The organism is Collinsella sp. AM44-11 (genome assembly GCF_003467145.1).
GTDB lineage: Bacteria > Actinomycetota > Coriobacteriia > Coriobacteriales > Coriobacteriaceae > Collinsella.
This window is the reverse complement of sequence record NZ_QSFE01000012.1, coordinates 52,051-66,889: the sequence shown is the minus strand read 5'-3', so window position 1 is coordinate 66,889 and position 14,839 is coordinate 52,051. Positions and strand designations below refer to the sequence as shown.

Below are 14,839 nucleotides of genomic sequence, written 5' to 3'. Positions count from 1 at the left end.
TTGCCTCGATCACGTAGACGGTCTCGCCCTTGATGGCGTACTGCACGTTGACCAGGCCGCGTACGCCCAGCGCCATCGCGATGCGGCGCGTGGTCTCGCGGAGCTTCGCCTGTAGGCTCTCGCTAAAGCTGAACGGCGGGATGCAGGTCGCAGAGTCGCCGGAGTGAATACCGGCCTCCTCGATATGCTCCAGGATGCCGCCGATGTAAACCTCTTCGCCATCGCACAGGGCGTCGACATCGGACTCGATCGCACCCTCCAGGAAGCGGTCCAGGTATACCGGGTAGTCGGGGCTAATGCGCGCAGCCTCGGCCATGTAATCGCGCAGATGCTCGGCATCGTAGGCGATCATCATGCCGCGGCCGCCCAGTACGTAGCTCGGACGCACCAGCAGCGGGTAGCCAATGTGCGCGGCCACGGCCTCGGCCTCCTCAAACGAGGTGGCCTGGCCCGCCGGCGGGTACATGATGCCCAGCTTGTCGAGCAGAGCGGCAAAACGCTCGCGGTCCTCGGCAAAGTCGATGGCATCGGGCTTGGTGCCCATAATGTTCACGCCGCTCTCCTCGAGCATGCGCGCCAGCTTAAGCGGGGTCTGGCCGCCGAGTGTCACCACGACGCCGTCGGGACGCTCAACATCGATAACGTCCATGACGTCCTCGTAGGTGAGCGGCTCAAAGTACAGGCGGTCGGAGGTGTCATAGTCGGTCGAGACGGTCTCGGGGTTGCAGTTGACCATGATGGTCTCGAAGCCGCGGGCCGCCAGCGCATAGCTCGCATGCACGCAGCAGTAGTCAAACTCGATGCCCTGGCCAATGCGGTTGGGGCCGGCGCCCAGGATCATCGCCTTGGGCTTGTCCGCCGGCGTGGTCTCGTCGGGAGCCACGCACTTCTTGGCATCCGGGCTTGTGCGGTAGATGTTCTCGTAGGTCTTGTAATGGTACTCCGTGGCGCTCGAGAACTCCGCAGCGCAGGTATCGACCGTCTTCATGCTGGGGACCACGCCCAGACCCTTACGGTAAGCGCGCACAAAGCGCTCGTCCGAGCCGGTCAGCGCGGCAATCTCGGCATCGCTCGTGCCATACTGTTTGAGCAGGCGCATCGCGTCGGCGTCAATGTCCTCCACGCGCAGGCCGCGGATGCTCTCCTGAACCTGCACCATATCGTTGATACGGTTGAGGTACCACGGATCGATACCGCAGATGGCATGGATGCGCGCGACATCCCAGCCACGGCGCAGGGCCTCGACCACAAAGAAGATGCGGTGCTCGGTCGGGGTTGCCACGGCCTGGGCGAGCCCATCGTCGCTCAGCTTGTCGGCACCTTCCTTGCCACCGGCGCAGATGCCCTGGTGGCCGTCCTCCAGTGAGCGCATGGCCTTGCCGAAGGCCTCCTCAAAGGTGCGGCCGATCGCCATAATCTCGCCCACGGCCTTCATGCGCGTGGTGAGCGTGGGATCGGTACCCTTGAACTTCTCGAAGGCAAAGCGCGGCACCTTGACCACGCAGTAGTCAATCGTGGGCTCAAAGCAGGCGGGCGTGGCCTTGGTGATGTCGTTGACGATCTCGTCGAGCGTATAGCCAACGGCCAGGCGAGCAGCAGCCTTGGCGATGGGGAAGCCCGTGGCCTTGGAGGCCAGTGCGGAGGAACGGCTCACGCGCGGGTTCATCTCGATGACGATCAGGCGGCCGGTCTGGGGGTTCACGGCAAACTGCACGTTGGAGCCGCCGGTCTCGACGCCGATCTTCTCCAGAATGGCAAGCGACGCGACACGCATGCGCTGATACTCAAGGTCGGAGAGCGTCTGCGCCGGCGCCACGGTGATGGAGTCGCCGGTGTGCACACCCATGGGGTCGAGATTCTCGATGGAGCACACGATGATGCCGTTGCCGGCGTGGTCACGCATGACCTCCATCTCATACTCTTTCCAGCCCTCGATGGACTCCTCGACCAGCACCTCGTGGGCGGGCGAGAGCTCCAGGCCCTGGCTCACGATGGAGACGAGTTCCTCGTGGGTGTGAGCGATGCCGCCGCCGGCGCCACCGAGGGTAAAGCTCGGGCGCAGTACACAGGGATAGCCTACGCGCTCGGCGATAGCCTCGGCGTCGGCCACGCTGTAGGCATAGCCCGAGCGCGCGACCTCCAGGCCGATCTCGGCCATGGCCTCGTTAAAGAGCTTACGGTCCTCGCCGCGCTCGATGGCGGCCAGGTCGCAGCCGATCATCTCGACGCCGTACTTGTCGAGCGTGCCGTCTTTCGCCAGCTCGACGGCGGCGTTCAGACCGGTCTGGCCGCCCAGTGTGGGCAGCAGCGCGTCCGGGCGCTCTTTCTTGATTACGCGCTCGATAAACTCGGCGGTGATGGGCTCGACATAGGTGCGGTCGGCAAGACCCGGGTCGGTCATAATGGTCGCCGGGTTGGAGTTGACCAGGATGACCTCAAAGCCATCCTCCTTGAGCACCTTGCAGGCCTGGGCGCCGGAGTAGTCGAACTCACAGGCCTGGCCAATAACGATAGGGCCAGAACCAATAACGAGGATGCGCTTGATGTCAGTACGTTTAGGCATGTTAGTTCTCCTCGTTCTTGGTCGCGGCGGAACCACCATCGGCGAAATTCCAGCCGGCGAGGCGGTCCTTCGCGGTGTCGATGTCCAGGTAGTTCTCCTCGCCGTCCATGAGTCGCGTAAAGGCGGTAAAGAGATAGTGGGCATCGGTGGGACCGGGCGAGGCCTCGGGGTGGTACTGGACCGAGAAGCACGGGGCGTCGAGCAGCTGGATGCCCTCGGCGGTGCCGTCGTTGAGGTTCACGTGCGTCAGGCGAATGCGGCCGAAGCGCTCGTTCATCACGACCGGCGCGATGCCGCGACGCACCCAGGCGCGCAGGTCGCCATCGGCCGCATGCTCGGTCTCGCCGCCGGAAAGTTCCGGGATCAGTTTGCCCAGACTGGGGAACAGCAGGCCAAAGCCGTGGTTTTGCGCGGTAATCTCCACGCGACGGCTCACCAGGTTCATAACCGGCTGGTTACCGCCACGGTGACCGAACTTAAGCTTTTCCATTTGGGCGCCGCACGCCAAGCTGATCATCTGGTGACCCAGGCAAATACCAAAGACCGGCACCTTGCCGATCAGCTGCTGCACCTGCTCGTAGGTCTCCACCACGGCATCGGGGTCGCCGGGGCCGTTGGACAAAAAGACGCCATCAGGATTCATGTCGAGCACCTGCTGGGCGGGCGTATCCCACGGCACGACGGTGAGGTCGCAGCCGGCACGGACCAGGCCCTCCAGAATACCGCGCTTCACACCGCAGTCGTAGGCGACCACTTTGTGACGGGCAGGAGCGGCAACCGCAAGCGCAAAGCCATGCGTGGCAGGCAGGTCGGCGGCCACAAACTCGTGAGGCGCGGGACAGCTCACGGTCTTGACCAGGTTCTCGCCCACCAGCGTGGGCGCTGCGTCCAGACGCTCGGCGAGCTCGTCGACGTCGAAGATCTCTGTCGAGATAATGCCCATCTTGGAACCATTGTCGCGCAGATGGCGCACCAGAGCGCGGGTGTCGACACCCTCGATAGCGACGATGCCGTGAGCGCGCAGGTACTCCGGCACGCTGACGGCCGAGCGCCAGTTGGAAGGCGTGGCGCACATGTCGCGAACGATCATGCCGCGCATAGCCGGAGCGCTCGCAGGGCGCACGGCGTCGCCGGGGAAGGCCGACTGGACATCGGTCTCGTCGATACCGTAATTGCCGATCTGCGGATAGGTCATGGTTACAATTTGGCCGGCATAACTCGGGTCGGTCATGACCTCAAAGTAGCCCTCAAGCGAGGTGTTGAAGCAGACTTCGCCGGTCGCGGTGCCCTCGGCGCCGCATGCACGTCCATAAAAAATGGTCCCATCCTCAAGATACAGGATACAGGGACCGCAGGTGCCCTTGCTGGTTTTGGCCAGCATACGCTGGCAAAGCTCGCTGGGCGCGAAGGTGCGGGCGGCAGCGCCCGCGGTATGGTTGTTCGCCATAATTCTCCTTCCCGGTCTCACAGGACCGGCTTAAAGGTGTGTAGTTAGGCCTCGCGGTATTGTAACCGCAAGCATGCCTCATGGCGTTAATTTCATCGAAATGTTTACGAAATGATAATTATGACTTTCTATGCATAATGATTTTTCTGGGACGGGGATTAAAAATCATCCCGCGGGGCTTGTGGCTCACACGGGATGATGGCGTCTTATTTTTTCTTGTCCTGTTCCAGCAGATCGGACGGCGTTCGGTCGGGCTTGCCGCCGCGGAAAATCTCGCGGCCATGCAGACGATGCTCCAGGTCACGTTCGGCCTTTTCCTCGTCAATCTTGGTCTGGCTCACCACCGGGTCCTCGATCAGCGACGAGACCGAGTTCACCTGTTTTTGAATGCGCTCGGCAATGGTGTCGTCCATGCTCACGATATGCATCTTCCAGTCGATGTTCGTGGCAGTCGATGAGCTCTTGGTCCACACAAACGTCAAAATGGCGCTCTGATGACCCCGCGCGGGAAACATGCCAAAGAAGGAATCGTGTTGAATGTTGCTATCCTCGTCGATATAGGCATGCACGTTATACACCACGCGGTCGATCTTATCGTTGAGCAGCGCGTTGGTCGCAAGCGCCGCGGCCTGGATCTGCCCGTTGGACAGCAGTTCGAGCTCATTGGCAGACGACGTATCCAGCACCGTTACCTCGACCGTGCCCGTACGCTCATCGGCCTCATCGACAGAAAAATCGAGCGGAAACTGCGTAAAGCCGTTGCCCCACTCAAGGCCGCCCTTCAGCGCCGTCGAAACGGTATCCACCGAAACGCTCTCGGACAGGTTGGCGGTGTTCAGGCGTCGCATCACGCCGTAGCCAATCTGCATGCCCACAATCAGCACCAAGATGCCAATGACCACGGCCATGGCAGTCTTCGTAATGGTATGGCTCACCTGCGAGCCCGAAGGGTCGTCCTCGGACAGCGGGTCGATATGTTTTGCCTGGCTCGCGCGGTCCTCGCTGCGCAGCTGCGCTAGCGCCGCTTTGTCACCGCGCTTGGCCGCAGCCTCCTTCTCACGCATGCGCTCGGTTCGCTTTTTGGCAAGCGTGGGATCCAAGACACCGGATGCATCGATTTCGGAGAATAACTCCGTCACTTCTTCCGGAGTCAAAGGGTTCTTGTCAGCCATAAACTTCCTGTCATATCAATCAGTCGAGCTCGTGCGCACGCGCGCCTTCGAACTGCATTCGATAGTAACGGGCATAGGTGCCGCCACGGGCGAGAAGCTCCTCGTGCGTGCCACGCTCCACAACGCGACCATGCTCAACGGTCGCAATCTCATCGGCATGCTTAATGGTCGAAAGACGGTGGGCGATGATAATCGTGGTGCGGCCGCGTGCCAGCTCTTCGAGCGACTCCTGCACCGCCTCCTCGCTCTCGTTATCCAAAGCACTCGTCGCCTCATCCAAAATAAGGATCTTGGGGTTCTTGAGAAACACTCGCGCGATGGCAACACGCTGCTTCTGTCCGCCCGAAAGACGGCTGCCGCGCTCGCCCACGACCGTGTCATAGCCCTGTGGAAGCGACTCGATAAAGGCATCGATGTTGGCGCGACGGGCGGCCTCGGCGATCTCTTCAGCCGTAGCGCCCGGCTTGCCATAGGCGATGTTCTCGCCAATCGTACCGTCAAATAGATAGACATCCTGCTGCACCAGGCCGATAGCGCGGCGCAGGCTCTGCTGCGTCACATCGCGCACGTCCTGGCCGTCGATGCTAATGGATCCGGTAGCCACGTCATAAAAGCGCGGCAGCAGCGAACAGGTCGTGGACTTGCCGCCGCCCGAAGGGCCAACCAAAGCGATGGTCTGCCCGGGCTTGATGGACAGATTCATATGGTCGATAACGGGACGCTCTTCGACATCGCCCTCGCCCAGCTCAACGTCCTCGTAGTTAAAGCACACGTCGTGATACTCCACGGCGCCGGCAGTCACCTGCAGATCCGTGGCGCCCGGCTTGTCCTGGATATCCGGCGCGGTCGAGAGCACCTCGTCCATGCGCTTAAAGCCGGCGATGGCCTTCTGATACGTTTCGGCCGAATTGACGAGTGTCTCGAGCGGCGTGCAGAACAGCGAAATATAGAGTGCAAAGGTCGCCATATCGACCGCCTGCAGCTGTCCCTGGGCGACCAGCCAGCCGCCCAGCAGCACCACGATCACATAGAGCACACCCGAGAGCAGGCCATACGTCGCGGTATAGACGCCCATGGCGTGATACATGTTCTCCTTGGACGAAAGATAGCGATTGTTGGAGGCGCGGAACTTAGAGCGCTCGGTCTCCTCATTGGCAAAGCTCTTGACCACGCGCATGCCCGCCAGCGAATCCTGCAGCTGCGCATTGATGCCGCTGATCTTTTTGCGGTTGTCGCTAAAGACCTCGCGCATGCGCATGTTCTGCCAAAACATGATGACCGCAAACGCCGCCGTCACCACGGCCATGGCGAGCGCCAGCACCGGGGCGATGGTAAAGAGGATCACAAACGAGCCGATAATCTCGATGCCGCAGATGATGATCCACTCGGGCACGTGGTGCGCCGCCTCGCAGATATCGAACAGGTCGTTGACCACGCGGCTCATCATGTCGCCCGAGCTGTTGCGGTCAAAGTACGCAAAGCTAAAGCGCTCATACTGGTCAAACAGGTCCTCGCGCATTTTGGACTCCATACGCGCGCCCATCACGTGACCCCAATAGCTCACAAAATAGCGGCAGGCGCAGCGGACGGCATACATCAGCACCAAGCCCACCGCGATCATGCCGAGCGCCTGCATAATGACAGCCTGACCCTGAGTAAACAGCCCACCGGTCAAATTGCGCAGAATAATAGGAAACGCAAGGTCAATGGCGGCAAGCACCAGAGCGCAAACAGTATCGGCAACAAAAAGCCCCATCTGGGGCTTGTAGTAAGAAAGAAACCTCTTCAGCATAATCACCTTACGCGGTTTTACCAAACCGCGTTTCGTCTCGACGCTGCAAGCGCCCCATTTAGACAATCTGGCCTTCAATCGTCGGTCGCGTATATCCATACGCTTCCCTCCTCTTTTAGACCACCTTGTCTCAAATGGAGCACTTTCGCTGACTTACACAAACCTGCGGGATCATCCCCGCTCGTTAAAGCTCCGCACCCCCAAGGCGATGCGCGATGCTATCGCAGGCCAAGGCGCCCACGACGGTCTTGGCGTCTTCGATCTTGCCGTCGAGCACGGCGTCGATCAGCTCGTGCAGCGGCACCAGGTCAACGTTGACAAACTCGTCATCGTCGGGGTTGGGCGCATCAAACTCCAACTTGGTAGCCAAGTAGATGTGAATGATCTCGTCGCAAAAACCGCAGGACGTGACAATCGACGTCAAAAAGCGAATGCGATCAGCCCTAAAGCCCGTCTCCTCATGCAGCTCGCGTTTGGCGCAATCGAGCGGGTCCTCGCCTGGATCGAGCTTGCCGGCGGGAATCTCGACCGTCACGCGGTCGATAGCGGTGCGGTACTGACGCACCAGTACGATCTTGCCGCTCTCGGTCAGCGCTACAACGGCCGCCGCACCCGGATGGCGAACGATATCGCGGGCGCTGCGGCGACCGTTGGGCAGCTCAACCTCAAGACGGTGGACGTCGAGGATCTTGCCCTTCCAGGCACACTCCTCCGAAAGAATCTTCTCGTGCAGCTCGGCATCGTGCGGGTCGTCATCGCCCAGCACCAGCGCCGGCTCGTCAGCGACCTCGCCACCAGGTTCGCCCTCGGCGTGCCCATACATGCGGCTGTCCTCCTCGACGATCTGCGCATCCACGAGCTCTTCGTTCTTCTCGTCCATCCGTCTCATTCCTCTCGGACTTTAGGCATCCCAGGCGTCGCGGCCGCGCAGCGCGCGCAGGCCAATATCGTGACGCAGAGTCTTGCCCTCAAAATCAATCTTCTCGCAGGCCTCGTAGGCAAGGTTGCGAGCGTTCTCGAACGTGTCGCCCAGCGCGGTCACGGCGAGCACGCGGCCACCATTGGTCACGAGCTGGCCGTCCACCATGGCAGTGCCCGCGTGGTACACGGTCACGTTCTCCATGGCCTCGGCGTCGGCGATACCGGTGATGACCTTGCCCTTCTCGTAGCTGCCGGGATAGCCCGCACTCGTCAGGACAACGGCCACAGCCCACTCGTCACGCCAGTCGAGCTCAATCTGATCGAGCTCGCAGTTGGCGCAGGCGAGCATGACCTCAACCAGGTCGTTCTTAAGGCGCGGCAGCACGACTTGCGTCTCGGGGTCGCCAAAGCGGGCATTGAACTCCAGCACCTTGGGGCCGGCAGGCGTGAGCATAAAGCCGCCATACAGGCAGCCGCGGTAGTCGATGCCCTCGGCAGCGAGCTCGGCCACGGTCTGCTCCATGACCTTCACCATGGTGGCGTGCTCCTCGTCGGTCACGATGGGCACCGGGCTGTAGACGCCCATGCCGCCGGTGTTGGGGCCCTTGTCGCCCTCGAGGGCGCGCTTGTGGTCCTGCGAGGTGGCCATGGGGCGCACGGTCTTGCCGTCGGTAAAGGCGAGCAGCGAGCACTCGGGGCCGGTCAGCATCTCCTCGATGACCACAGTATTGCCGGCATCGCCAAAGGTGCCGCCAAAGCACTCGCGCACGGCCTCCTCGGCCTGCTCAAGTTCGATCGCCACGATGACGCCCTTGCCCGCGGCAAGGCCGTCGGCCTTGACGACCAGCGGGGCGCCCTGCTCGCGCACGTAGGCGAGAGCCGAAGCCTCGTCGGTAAACGAGCCGTAGGCTGCCGTTGGAATGCCCGCGCGCTCCATGAGCTGCTTGGAGAACAGCTTGGAGCCCTCCATCTGGGCGCCCTCGGCACCCGGGCCAAAGCAGAGAATACCCGCCGCGCGCACGGCGTCGGCCACACCCGCCACGAGCGGAGCCTCGGGGCCAATTACCACGAGTCCGCATCCGTGGCTCTGCGCAAACGCCGCCACGGCCGCAGGATCGCAGTCGTCGAGAACAACGTTCTCGCCGCAGCTCGCGGTGCCGCCGTTGCCCGGCGCGATGTAGAGCTTGCCGGCGCGCGGTGATGCTGCGAGCTTAGCTGCCAAAGCATGCTCACGGCCGCCGCTGCCCAACAACAGGATGTCGATGGTTTGAGTGTCCGCCTTCAAGGGTGCCTCCTCTATGGATGAACGGCCCGCTCCGCGCGAGCCCTTTGCAAGCAAATATACCCCTCGGCCGCCCGCTTGGGCTGCAAAGGGGTATATCGCAATAACCGAATAGTGCCGATTACTTCCAGAATCGGTTGATGATCTGTTCGCGATCGGCGCCGACGCCAATGAACGTCACGCGGGTGTGTGCCAGATCCTCGATAAACGCCACGTAATCCTGAGCCTCCTGCGGCAGCTCGTCAAAGCTGCGGCAACCGGTGATATCGCACTTCCAGCCCGGGAGCTCCTCGTAGATGGGCTTGGCATGCTCAAAGCGCACCTGATGCTCGGGCACGCTCGTGTAACGCTCGCCGTCGACGTCATAGGCCACGCACACCTTGATGGTGTCGAAGGCCGAAAGCACGTCGAGCTTGGTCAGGGCGATATCGGTGAGACCGTTGACGCGCGAGGCATAGTTGGCAATAGGGCCGTCGAACCAGCCACAACGACGACGGCGACCGGTGGTCACGCCGTACTCATAGCCTTCCTCGGTCAGCGTGTGGCCGGCCTCGGACTCATAGGAAAGCTCGGTGGGCATGGGGCCCGAACCGACGCGGGTGATATAGGCCTTCATGACGCCCAGCACGCGGTCGACATTCTTCATGCCGACTCCGGAGCCGGTGATGGCGCCGCCAGCGGTGCAGTTAGAAGACGTCACGTACGGATAGGTGCCGTGGTCGATGTCGAGCAGCGTCGCCTGGGCACCCTCGAACAGCAGGTCCTTGCCCTCGTCGATCATGTTGTTGAGCAGCAGGCTCGTCTCGGTGATGTAGGGGCGCAGGCGCTCGGCCATGGGCAGGTACTCGTCGCAGATCTGGTCCACGGTGTAGGTGGGCAGGTGGTAGATGAGCTCGAGCTCGGGATTCACGCGGGCAAGAGCGGTCTCCAGCTTGTCGCGGAACAGCGTCTCGTCCAGCATGTCCTGCATGCGCAGGCCGATGCGGGCCATCTTGTCCTGGTAGCACGGACCGATGCCGCGCTTGGTGGTACCGATGTTCTTCTTGCCGAGCTTCTGCTCAAAAGCACCATCCAGATCGATGTGGTACGGCATGATGATGTGCGCGTTGCCACTGATCTTGAGGTTCTTGGTGGTGATGCCGTCGGCCTCGAACATGTCAATCTCTTCAAGGACAACCTTGGGGTTGACGACGCAGCCGTTACCGATCACCGACACATGGTCGGAATACATGATGCCGGAGGGCACCTGGTGCAGGCCGTACTTCTTGCCGTTGACGACGATGGTGTGGCCGGCGTTATTACCGCCCGAATAGCGCACGACGGCATCGAAGTCGCCAGCGACCAGGTCGCAAATCTTACCCTTGCCCTCATCGCCCCACTGGGCACCGACCAAAACGGTTGACGGCATGTTTACTCCTTACATTCATGGACTGTCTACGTGCCACGCCGGCACGCAGAAGCACAAAACATTCCCAGTATACCCGTGCAACGGGCGCCTGTCCTACTCCTCGGTATGCGCCCCATCAAGCTCATAGAACTTGGTGGATGCCGGCAGGAACATCAGGTCGACGTCACCGATCGGGCCCGAACGGTTCTTGGCCACGACGATACGCGTAACGCCCTCGTCGGGTCGATCGTCACGCGAGGCCTCGGCCTCATCGGCGGAGCGGTCCAAGAACATAACAATGTCAGCGTCCTGCTCGATGGAGCCCGATTCACGCAGGTCGGACAGCTGCGGGCGCTTGCCGGTACGGGATTCAACCTGACGCGACAGCTGCGACAGCGCGATCAGCGGAATCTTGAGCTCCTTGGCCATAATCTTCAGACCTCGCGACATCTCGGAGACCTCGACGGTGCGGCTCTCGGAACGACGTCCCGGCGGAGGACTCACCAACTGCAGGTAGTCCAGGATGATGATGGCCTTCTCCTTGTTGTGGAGCATGCGGCGGCTCTTTGCGCGAATCTCAGTCACTGTGGTGCCGGGCGTATCGTCAATCAGAATGTCGAGCTTAGACAAGGTCTGCGTGGCCTCGTTGATATTGGCCCACTGCTCGGGGCTAATGCGGCCCATGCGGAAGTCACTGATCGAGATCATCGCATAGGCGCAAATCAGACGCTGGGCAATTTCCTTACCCGACATCTCCAGCGAGAAGAAGCCGACGGTATAACCGGCAGCGGCAGCGTTGAGCGCCAGATTCAGGGCGAACGACGTCTTACCCACAGCAGGGCGAGCGCCGATAATGATGAGCTGACCCTCGCGGAAACCCATGAGCATGCGGTCGAGCGACGGGAAGCCCGTGGGCACGCCCGCAGCCTGGCCACCGGCCTGGCACACTTCCTCGGCCTCGTTATAGGCCTCGACCATAAACTCGGTCAACGTCTTGTAGCTCGACTTGACCTCGCGTGCCGTGACCTTGAGCAGCTTGCTCTCGGCCAGCTCCACGACCTCTTTGGTGTCGGTAGGGGCGTTATAGGCCAGCGCGTTGATCTCGTTGGTGGCACCGATCAGCTCGCGCAGCATCGAGTCGCGGCGAACGATGGCGGCATGGTGCTGCCAGTTCACGAGCGACAGGGTCTGACCCATCAGCTCCAAAATGTAGGCCTCGCCGCCCACGGCATCAAGCTTGTTGATGCTGCGCAGGTAATCGATCAGCGAGATGGAGTCGATGGGAATGCGGCTGTTGTACATATCGACCATCGCGGTGTAGATGGTCTTATGAATGGGCCGGTAGAAGTCATCGGGCTGCAGCTCGACCTGGGCCTCCTCGACCACCTCGGGCGACAGCAGCATAGCGGCCAGTACGTTGGCCTCTGCATCTTGGTTTTGAGGGAGACCCAACTTGGAGCCGCGGTCCTCAACCGTCAGCCCCGTCTCCCTATCGTCGTATGCCATGAGCATCCTCATTCATATCGCTTGCGAGCATCCATAGTATCAGCCACGGTCCCAAAACGGGCCACGCGCCGCCAATCATCACCGAACGAAACGGATGAACGGTCCCGTATATAGGACTTCGACGCAACGTTCACCATGACACTCACTCAGCGCAAAAAACAAAAAGGGCGCCCCGGTTTCCCAGAGCGCCCTTCTTAGAACAAGATTGTTGCGTTGCAGCAAATGCTACTCGGCAGCAGCCTCAGTCTCGACCTCGGCGGTCTCGGCCTCGGCGACCTCAGCGGCCTCCTCGACCTCAGCCTCGGCAGCGAGCTCCTCGGCGGTAACGCCGACGAGAACGACAACCTCGGCCTTGATCTCGCGGTACAGCGAGATGGCAACGGTGTGGGCACCGGCAACCTTGATGGGCTTACCGAGCTCGACGCGCTTGCGGTCGATGTCCATACCGAGCTGAGCCTTGATGGCGTCAGCGATCATAGCGGCGGTAACGGAGCCAAAGAGGATGCCCTCGTCGCCGACCTTGACGTCAACGGTGACCGTCTTGCCCTCGAAGGCAGCCTTGGTCTCGTTGGCGGTAGCCAGACGGACGGCCTCGCGCTTGGCGATGTTGTTGCGACGCTCGTCAAGCTGCTTGAGGTTGCCCTTGGTGGCGGCAACAGCGAGCTTCTTGGGGAACAGGAAGTTCTCAGCGTAACCCTGAGCGACCTCTACGACGTCACCCTCGCCGCCCTTGCCCTTGATCTCATCGAGAAGAATAACCTTCATGATGCGTCTCCCTTCTTAGCCGCGGTCGCGGTTGCCACGAGAGGAAACCACGGGGACGGTGTACGGCAGGAGAGCCATCTCGCGGGCGCGCTTGATGGCGTTGGCGATGTCATGCTGATGCTGCGTGCAAGCGCCAGTGACGCGACGGGGCTTGATCTTGCCACGGTCGGTCATGTACTTACGGAGAAGCTGAGTGTCCTTATAGTCGATGAACTCAGTGTTCTCCTTGCAGAACTGGCAGTACTTACGACGCGGCTGACGTGCAGAATAATCATTAGCCATGTCAAAATACCTTTCATTTGGCAACTTCGGCGAGCCGAAGCCGCCTCTCACTCAAAAATAGGTGAACAGCCCTTAGAACGGGATGTCCTCATCGTAGACGTCGACCGCGGGCGGCGTAGCCACCGGTGCGGCAGGACGTGCTGCGGGCGCGGGAGCTGCGGGGGCGTAACCGCCCTGATCGTAGCCACCCTGGCCACCACGGGAGCTCATAAACTCGATCTCATCGACGATGACCTCAAGCTTGCTCCGGCGCTGGCCATCGCGCTCCCAAGAGCTGTAGCGCAGCTTGCCCTCGATCGCGACCTTGTTTCCCTTTGCCAGGAAACGGCTCACGGCCTCGGCGCGCGTGCCGAACATAGTGCAGTCGACAAAGTTGGGATAGTCCTCCCACTCGCCAGTCTGCGGGTTGCGGCGACGATCGTTCACGGCGACGCCAAAGGACAGAACCTGGGTTCCGCCGGCGGTGGCGCGCAGCTCGGGATCACGCGTGAGGTTACCGGTGATGTTCACTCGATTGATGCTCATAACTCACTACTTCCTCTTGGGGCACAAGCCCAGTCCAAAACGACAGTCTTACTCCTGGTCGTCGCGACGGACGATCATGTGGCGGACCACAGCGTCGGTGATGCGCAGGACGCGATCAAGCTCGGCAATCTGGGTAGGATCTGCGTGGAAGTTGATGAGGGTGTAGTCACCATCGGTGAGGTCGTTGATCTCGTAGGCGAGCTTGCGCTTGCCCCACTCGTCAACGGAGTCGACCTTGCCAGCGCCCTCAGCGATCGTGGTATCGATACGCTTCATAACGGCGAGACGAGTCTCGGGGTCGAGCGACGGGTCAACAAAGAACAGCAGTTCATAAGCCTTCATATTGTCACCTCCTCTGGGCAAATGTGGCTTCAGGTCGTGAAGGTGCGCCTGAAGCAGGAAAAGACTTGGTAATAATATCTTTCAACCTCCTAGGCTGCAAGAATATGCAGCTACAACCTCATGACCTCCACATATGTCCATGCTCACACGGCACTTCATGCGCATTCCAACCAAATGCTGACCAAATGCTTGACGGATCTGTGTTCAAGATACGGTGCCGTGGGGACAAGCTGAGCCAAGCCGCAGGTCAGCGGGCACAAGGCTGTGGTCGCAAAATGCATACCAGTGGCCCACAGCACCACCCAAAGATTTTTAAATTCATTGCCAAGTCGCTTATGAATACCCTTTTTTGAACAATTGAGTTGATCAACCACGCTGGTCGGAAGCCGTTTTTTGGGACCTCAAGCCCCACTGCAGCGCCAAGCACGGCCAAGCGTTTTAAAAAATGCCAACTTTTCTGTTTGCACTTTGCGATTCCTCGTGTATACTGACTTTCGCATTTAACGGAGAGTTGTCCGAGTGGCCGAAGGAGCACGATTGGAAATCGTGTAGGCGTCAAAAGCGTCTCCAGGGTTCAAATCCCTGACTCTCCGCCAGTTAATTCCAAAGCAGGCCTTCGAGCCTGCTTTGTTTTTACCCCACGCGGAGGGGTGGCAGAGTGGTTGAATGCGGCGGTCTCGAAAACCGTTTGGCCTGTATAAGGTCACGAGGGTTCGAATCCCTCCTCCTCCGCCATTTTGGTTGAGAAAGCTCCCGAAAACGGGGGCTTTTTTGTTTAGAGTCCCTTACAAGCAAATACGGCGGAGGAGGAGGGATTCGAACCCGTCAGGACGCGGAGCGTAAAGAAAACGCGCC

Annotated in this window: 12 protein-coding genes and 2 tRNA genes; 2 read left to right on the top strand and 12 right to left on the bottom strand. The window is 60.7% G+C overall.

What is annotated here, in order from left to right:
* From carB to rpsF, 12 genes are all read right to left on the bottom strand, one after another.
* The coding region (carB, locus tag DW943_RS08265; protein WP_117862732.1) for a carbamoyl-phosphate synthase large subunit at positions 1 to 2,563 on the bottom strand (2,563 nt) is incomplete at its 3' end.
* A gap of 1 nt (position 2,564) precedes the next feature.
* Complete coding sequence (gene carA / locus DW943_RS08260; protein ID WP_117862731.1) at positions 2,565 to 4,010, bottom strand: glutamine-hydrolyzing carbamoyl-phosphate synthase small subunit; 1,446 nt, start codon at positions 4,008 to 4,010, stop codon at positions 2,565 to 2,567.
* Between the two features lie 206 nt (positions 4,011 to 4,216).
* Positions 4,217 to 5,182: a hypothetical protein gene (locus DW943_RS08255; RefSeq protein WP_117862730.1), complete on the bottom strand. Its 966-nt coding sequence runs from the start codon at positions 5,180 to 5,182 to the stop codon at positions 4,217 to 4,219.
* Positions 5,183 to 5,201: 19 nt separating this feature from the next.
* Positions 5,202 to 6,974 carry an ABC transporter ATP-binding protein gene (locus DW943_RS08250; RefSeq protein ID WP_117862729.1) on the bottom strand — a complete coding sequence of 591 codons (1,773 nt, stop codon included), beginning with the start codon at positions 6,972 to 6,974 and terminating at the stop codon, positions 5,202 to 5,204.
* 184 nt (positions 6,975 to 7,158) lie between these two features.
* Positions 7,159 to 7,854: an NUDIX domain-containing protein gene (locus DW943_RS08245; protein ID WP_199572846.1), complete on the bottom strand. Its 696-nt coding sequence runs from the start codon at positions 7,852 to 7,854 to the stop codon at positions 7,159 to 7,161.
* A gap of 21 nt (positions 7,855 to 7,875) precedes the next feature.
* Positions 7,876 to 9,180, bottom strand: coding sequence for a phosphoribosylamine--glycine ligase (gene purD, locus DW943_RS08240; RefSeq protein WP_117862728.1), 1,305 nt, complete (start codon positions 9,178 to 9,180; stop codon positions 7,876 to 7,878).
* Between the two features lie 118 nt (positions 9,181 to 9,298).
* Positions 9,299 to 10,585, bottom strand: a complete 1,287-nt coding sequence (locus DW943_RS08235; RefSeq protein WP_117862727.1) for an adenylosuccinate synthase — start codon at positions 10,583 to 10,585, stop codon at positions 9,299 to 9,301.
* Between the two features lie 93 nt (positions 10,586 to 10,678).
* On the bottom strand, positions 10,679 to 12,076 hold the full coding sequence (gene dnaB, locus DW943_RS08230) for a replicative DNA helicase (RefSeq protein ID WP_117634693.1): 1,398 nt from the start codon (positions 12,074 to 12,076) through the stop codon (positions 10,679 to 10,681).
* 219 nt (positions 12,077 to 12,295) lie between these two features.
* Positions 12,296 to 12,835 (bottom strand): 50S ribosomal protein L9, encoded by a 540-nt coding sequence (gene rplI / locus DW943_RS08225; protein ID WP_022094073.1) that lies wholly within the window; start codon positions 12,833 to 12,835, stop codon positions 12,296 to 12,298.
* A 15-nt stretch (positions 12,836 to 12,850) separates the two neighbouring features.
* A complete protein-coding gene (gene rpsR, locus DW943_RS08220) occupies positions 12,851 to 13,117 on the bottom strand; it encodes a 30S ribosomal protein S18 (RefSeq protein ID WP_117778657.1) in 267 nt (88 codons plus the stop codon).
* Positions 13,118 to 13,189: 72 nt separating this feature from the next.
* Positions 13,190 to 13,642 (bottom strand): single-stranded DNA-binding protein, encoded by a 453-nt coding sequence (locus tag DW943_RS08215; RefSeq protein ID WP_055310294.1) that lies wholly within the window; start codon positions 13,640 to 13,642, stop codon positions 13,190 to 13,192.
* Positions 13,643 to 13,690: 48 nt separating this feature from the next.
* The gene (rpsF, locus tag DW943_RS08210; RefSeq protein WP_006235831.1) at positions 13,691 to 13,984 is read right to left on the bottom strand and encodes a 30S ribosomal protein S6; all 294 of its coding nucleotides are present in this window, start codon (positions 13,982 to 13,984) and stop codon (positions 13,691 to 13,693) included.
* Between the two features lie 505 nt (positions 13,985 to 14,489).
* Here rpsF and DW943_RS08205 point away from each other — a divergent pair.
* Both DW943_RS08205 and DW943_RS08200 read left to right on the top strand, forming a co-directional pair.
* Positions 14,490 to 14,580, top strand: a tRNA-Ser gene (locus tag DW943_RS08205).
* A 48-nt stretch (positions 14,581 to 14,628) separates the two neighbouring features.
* Positions 14,629 to 14,719 (top strand) — tRNA-Ser (locus DW943_RS08200).
* Positions 14,720 to 14,839 lie beyond the last annotated feature (120 nt).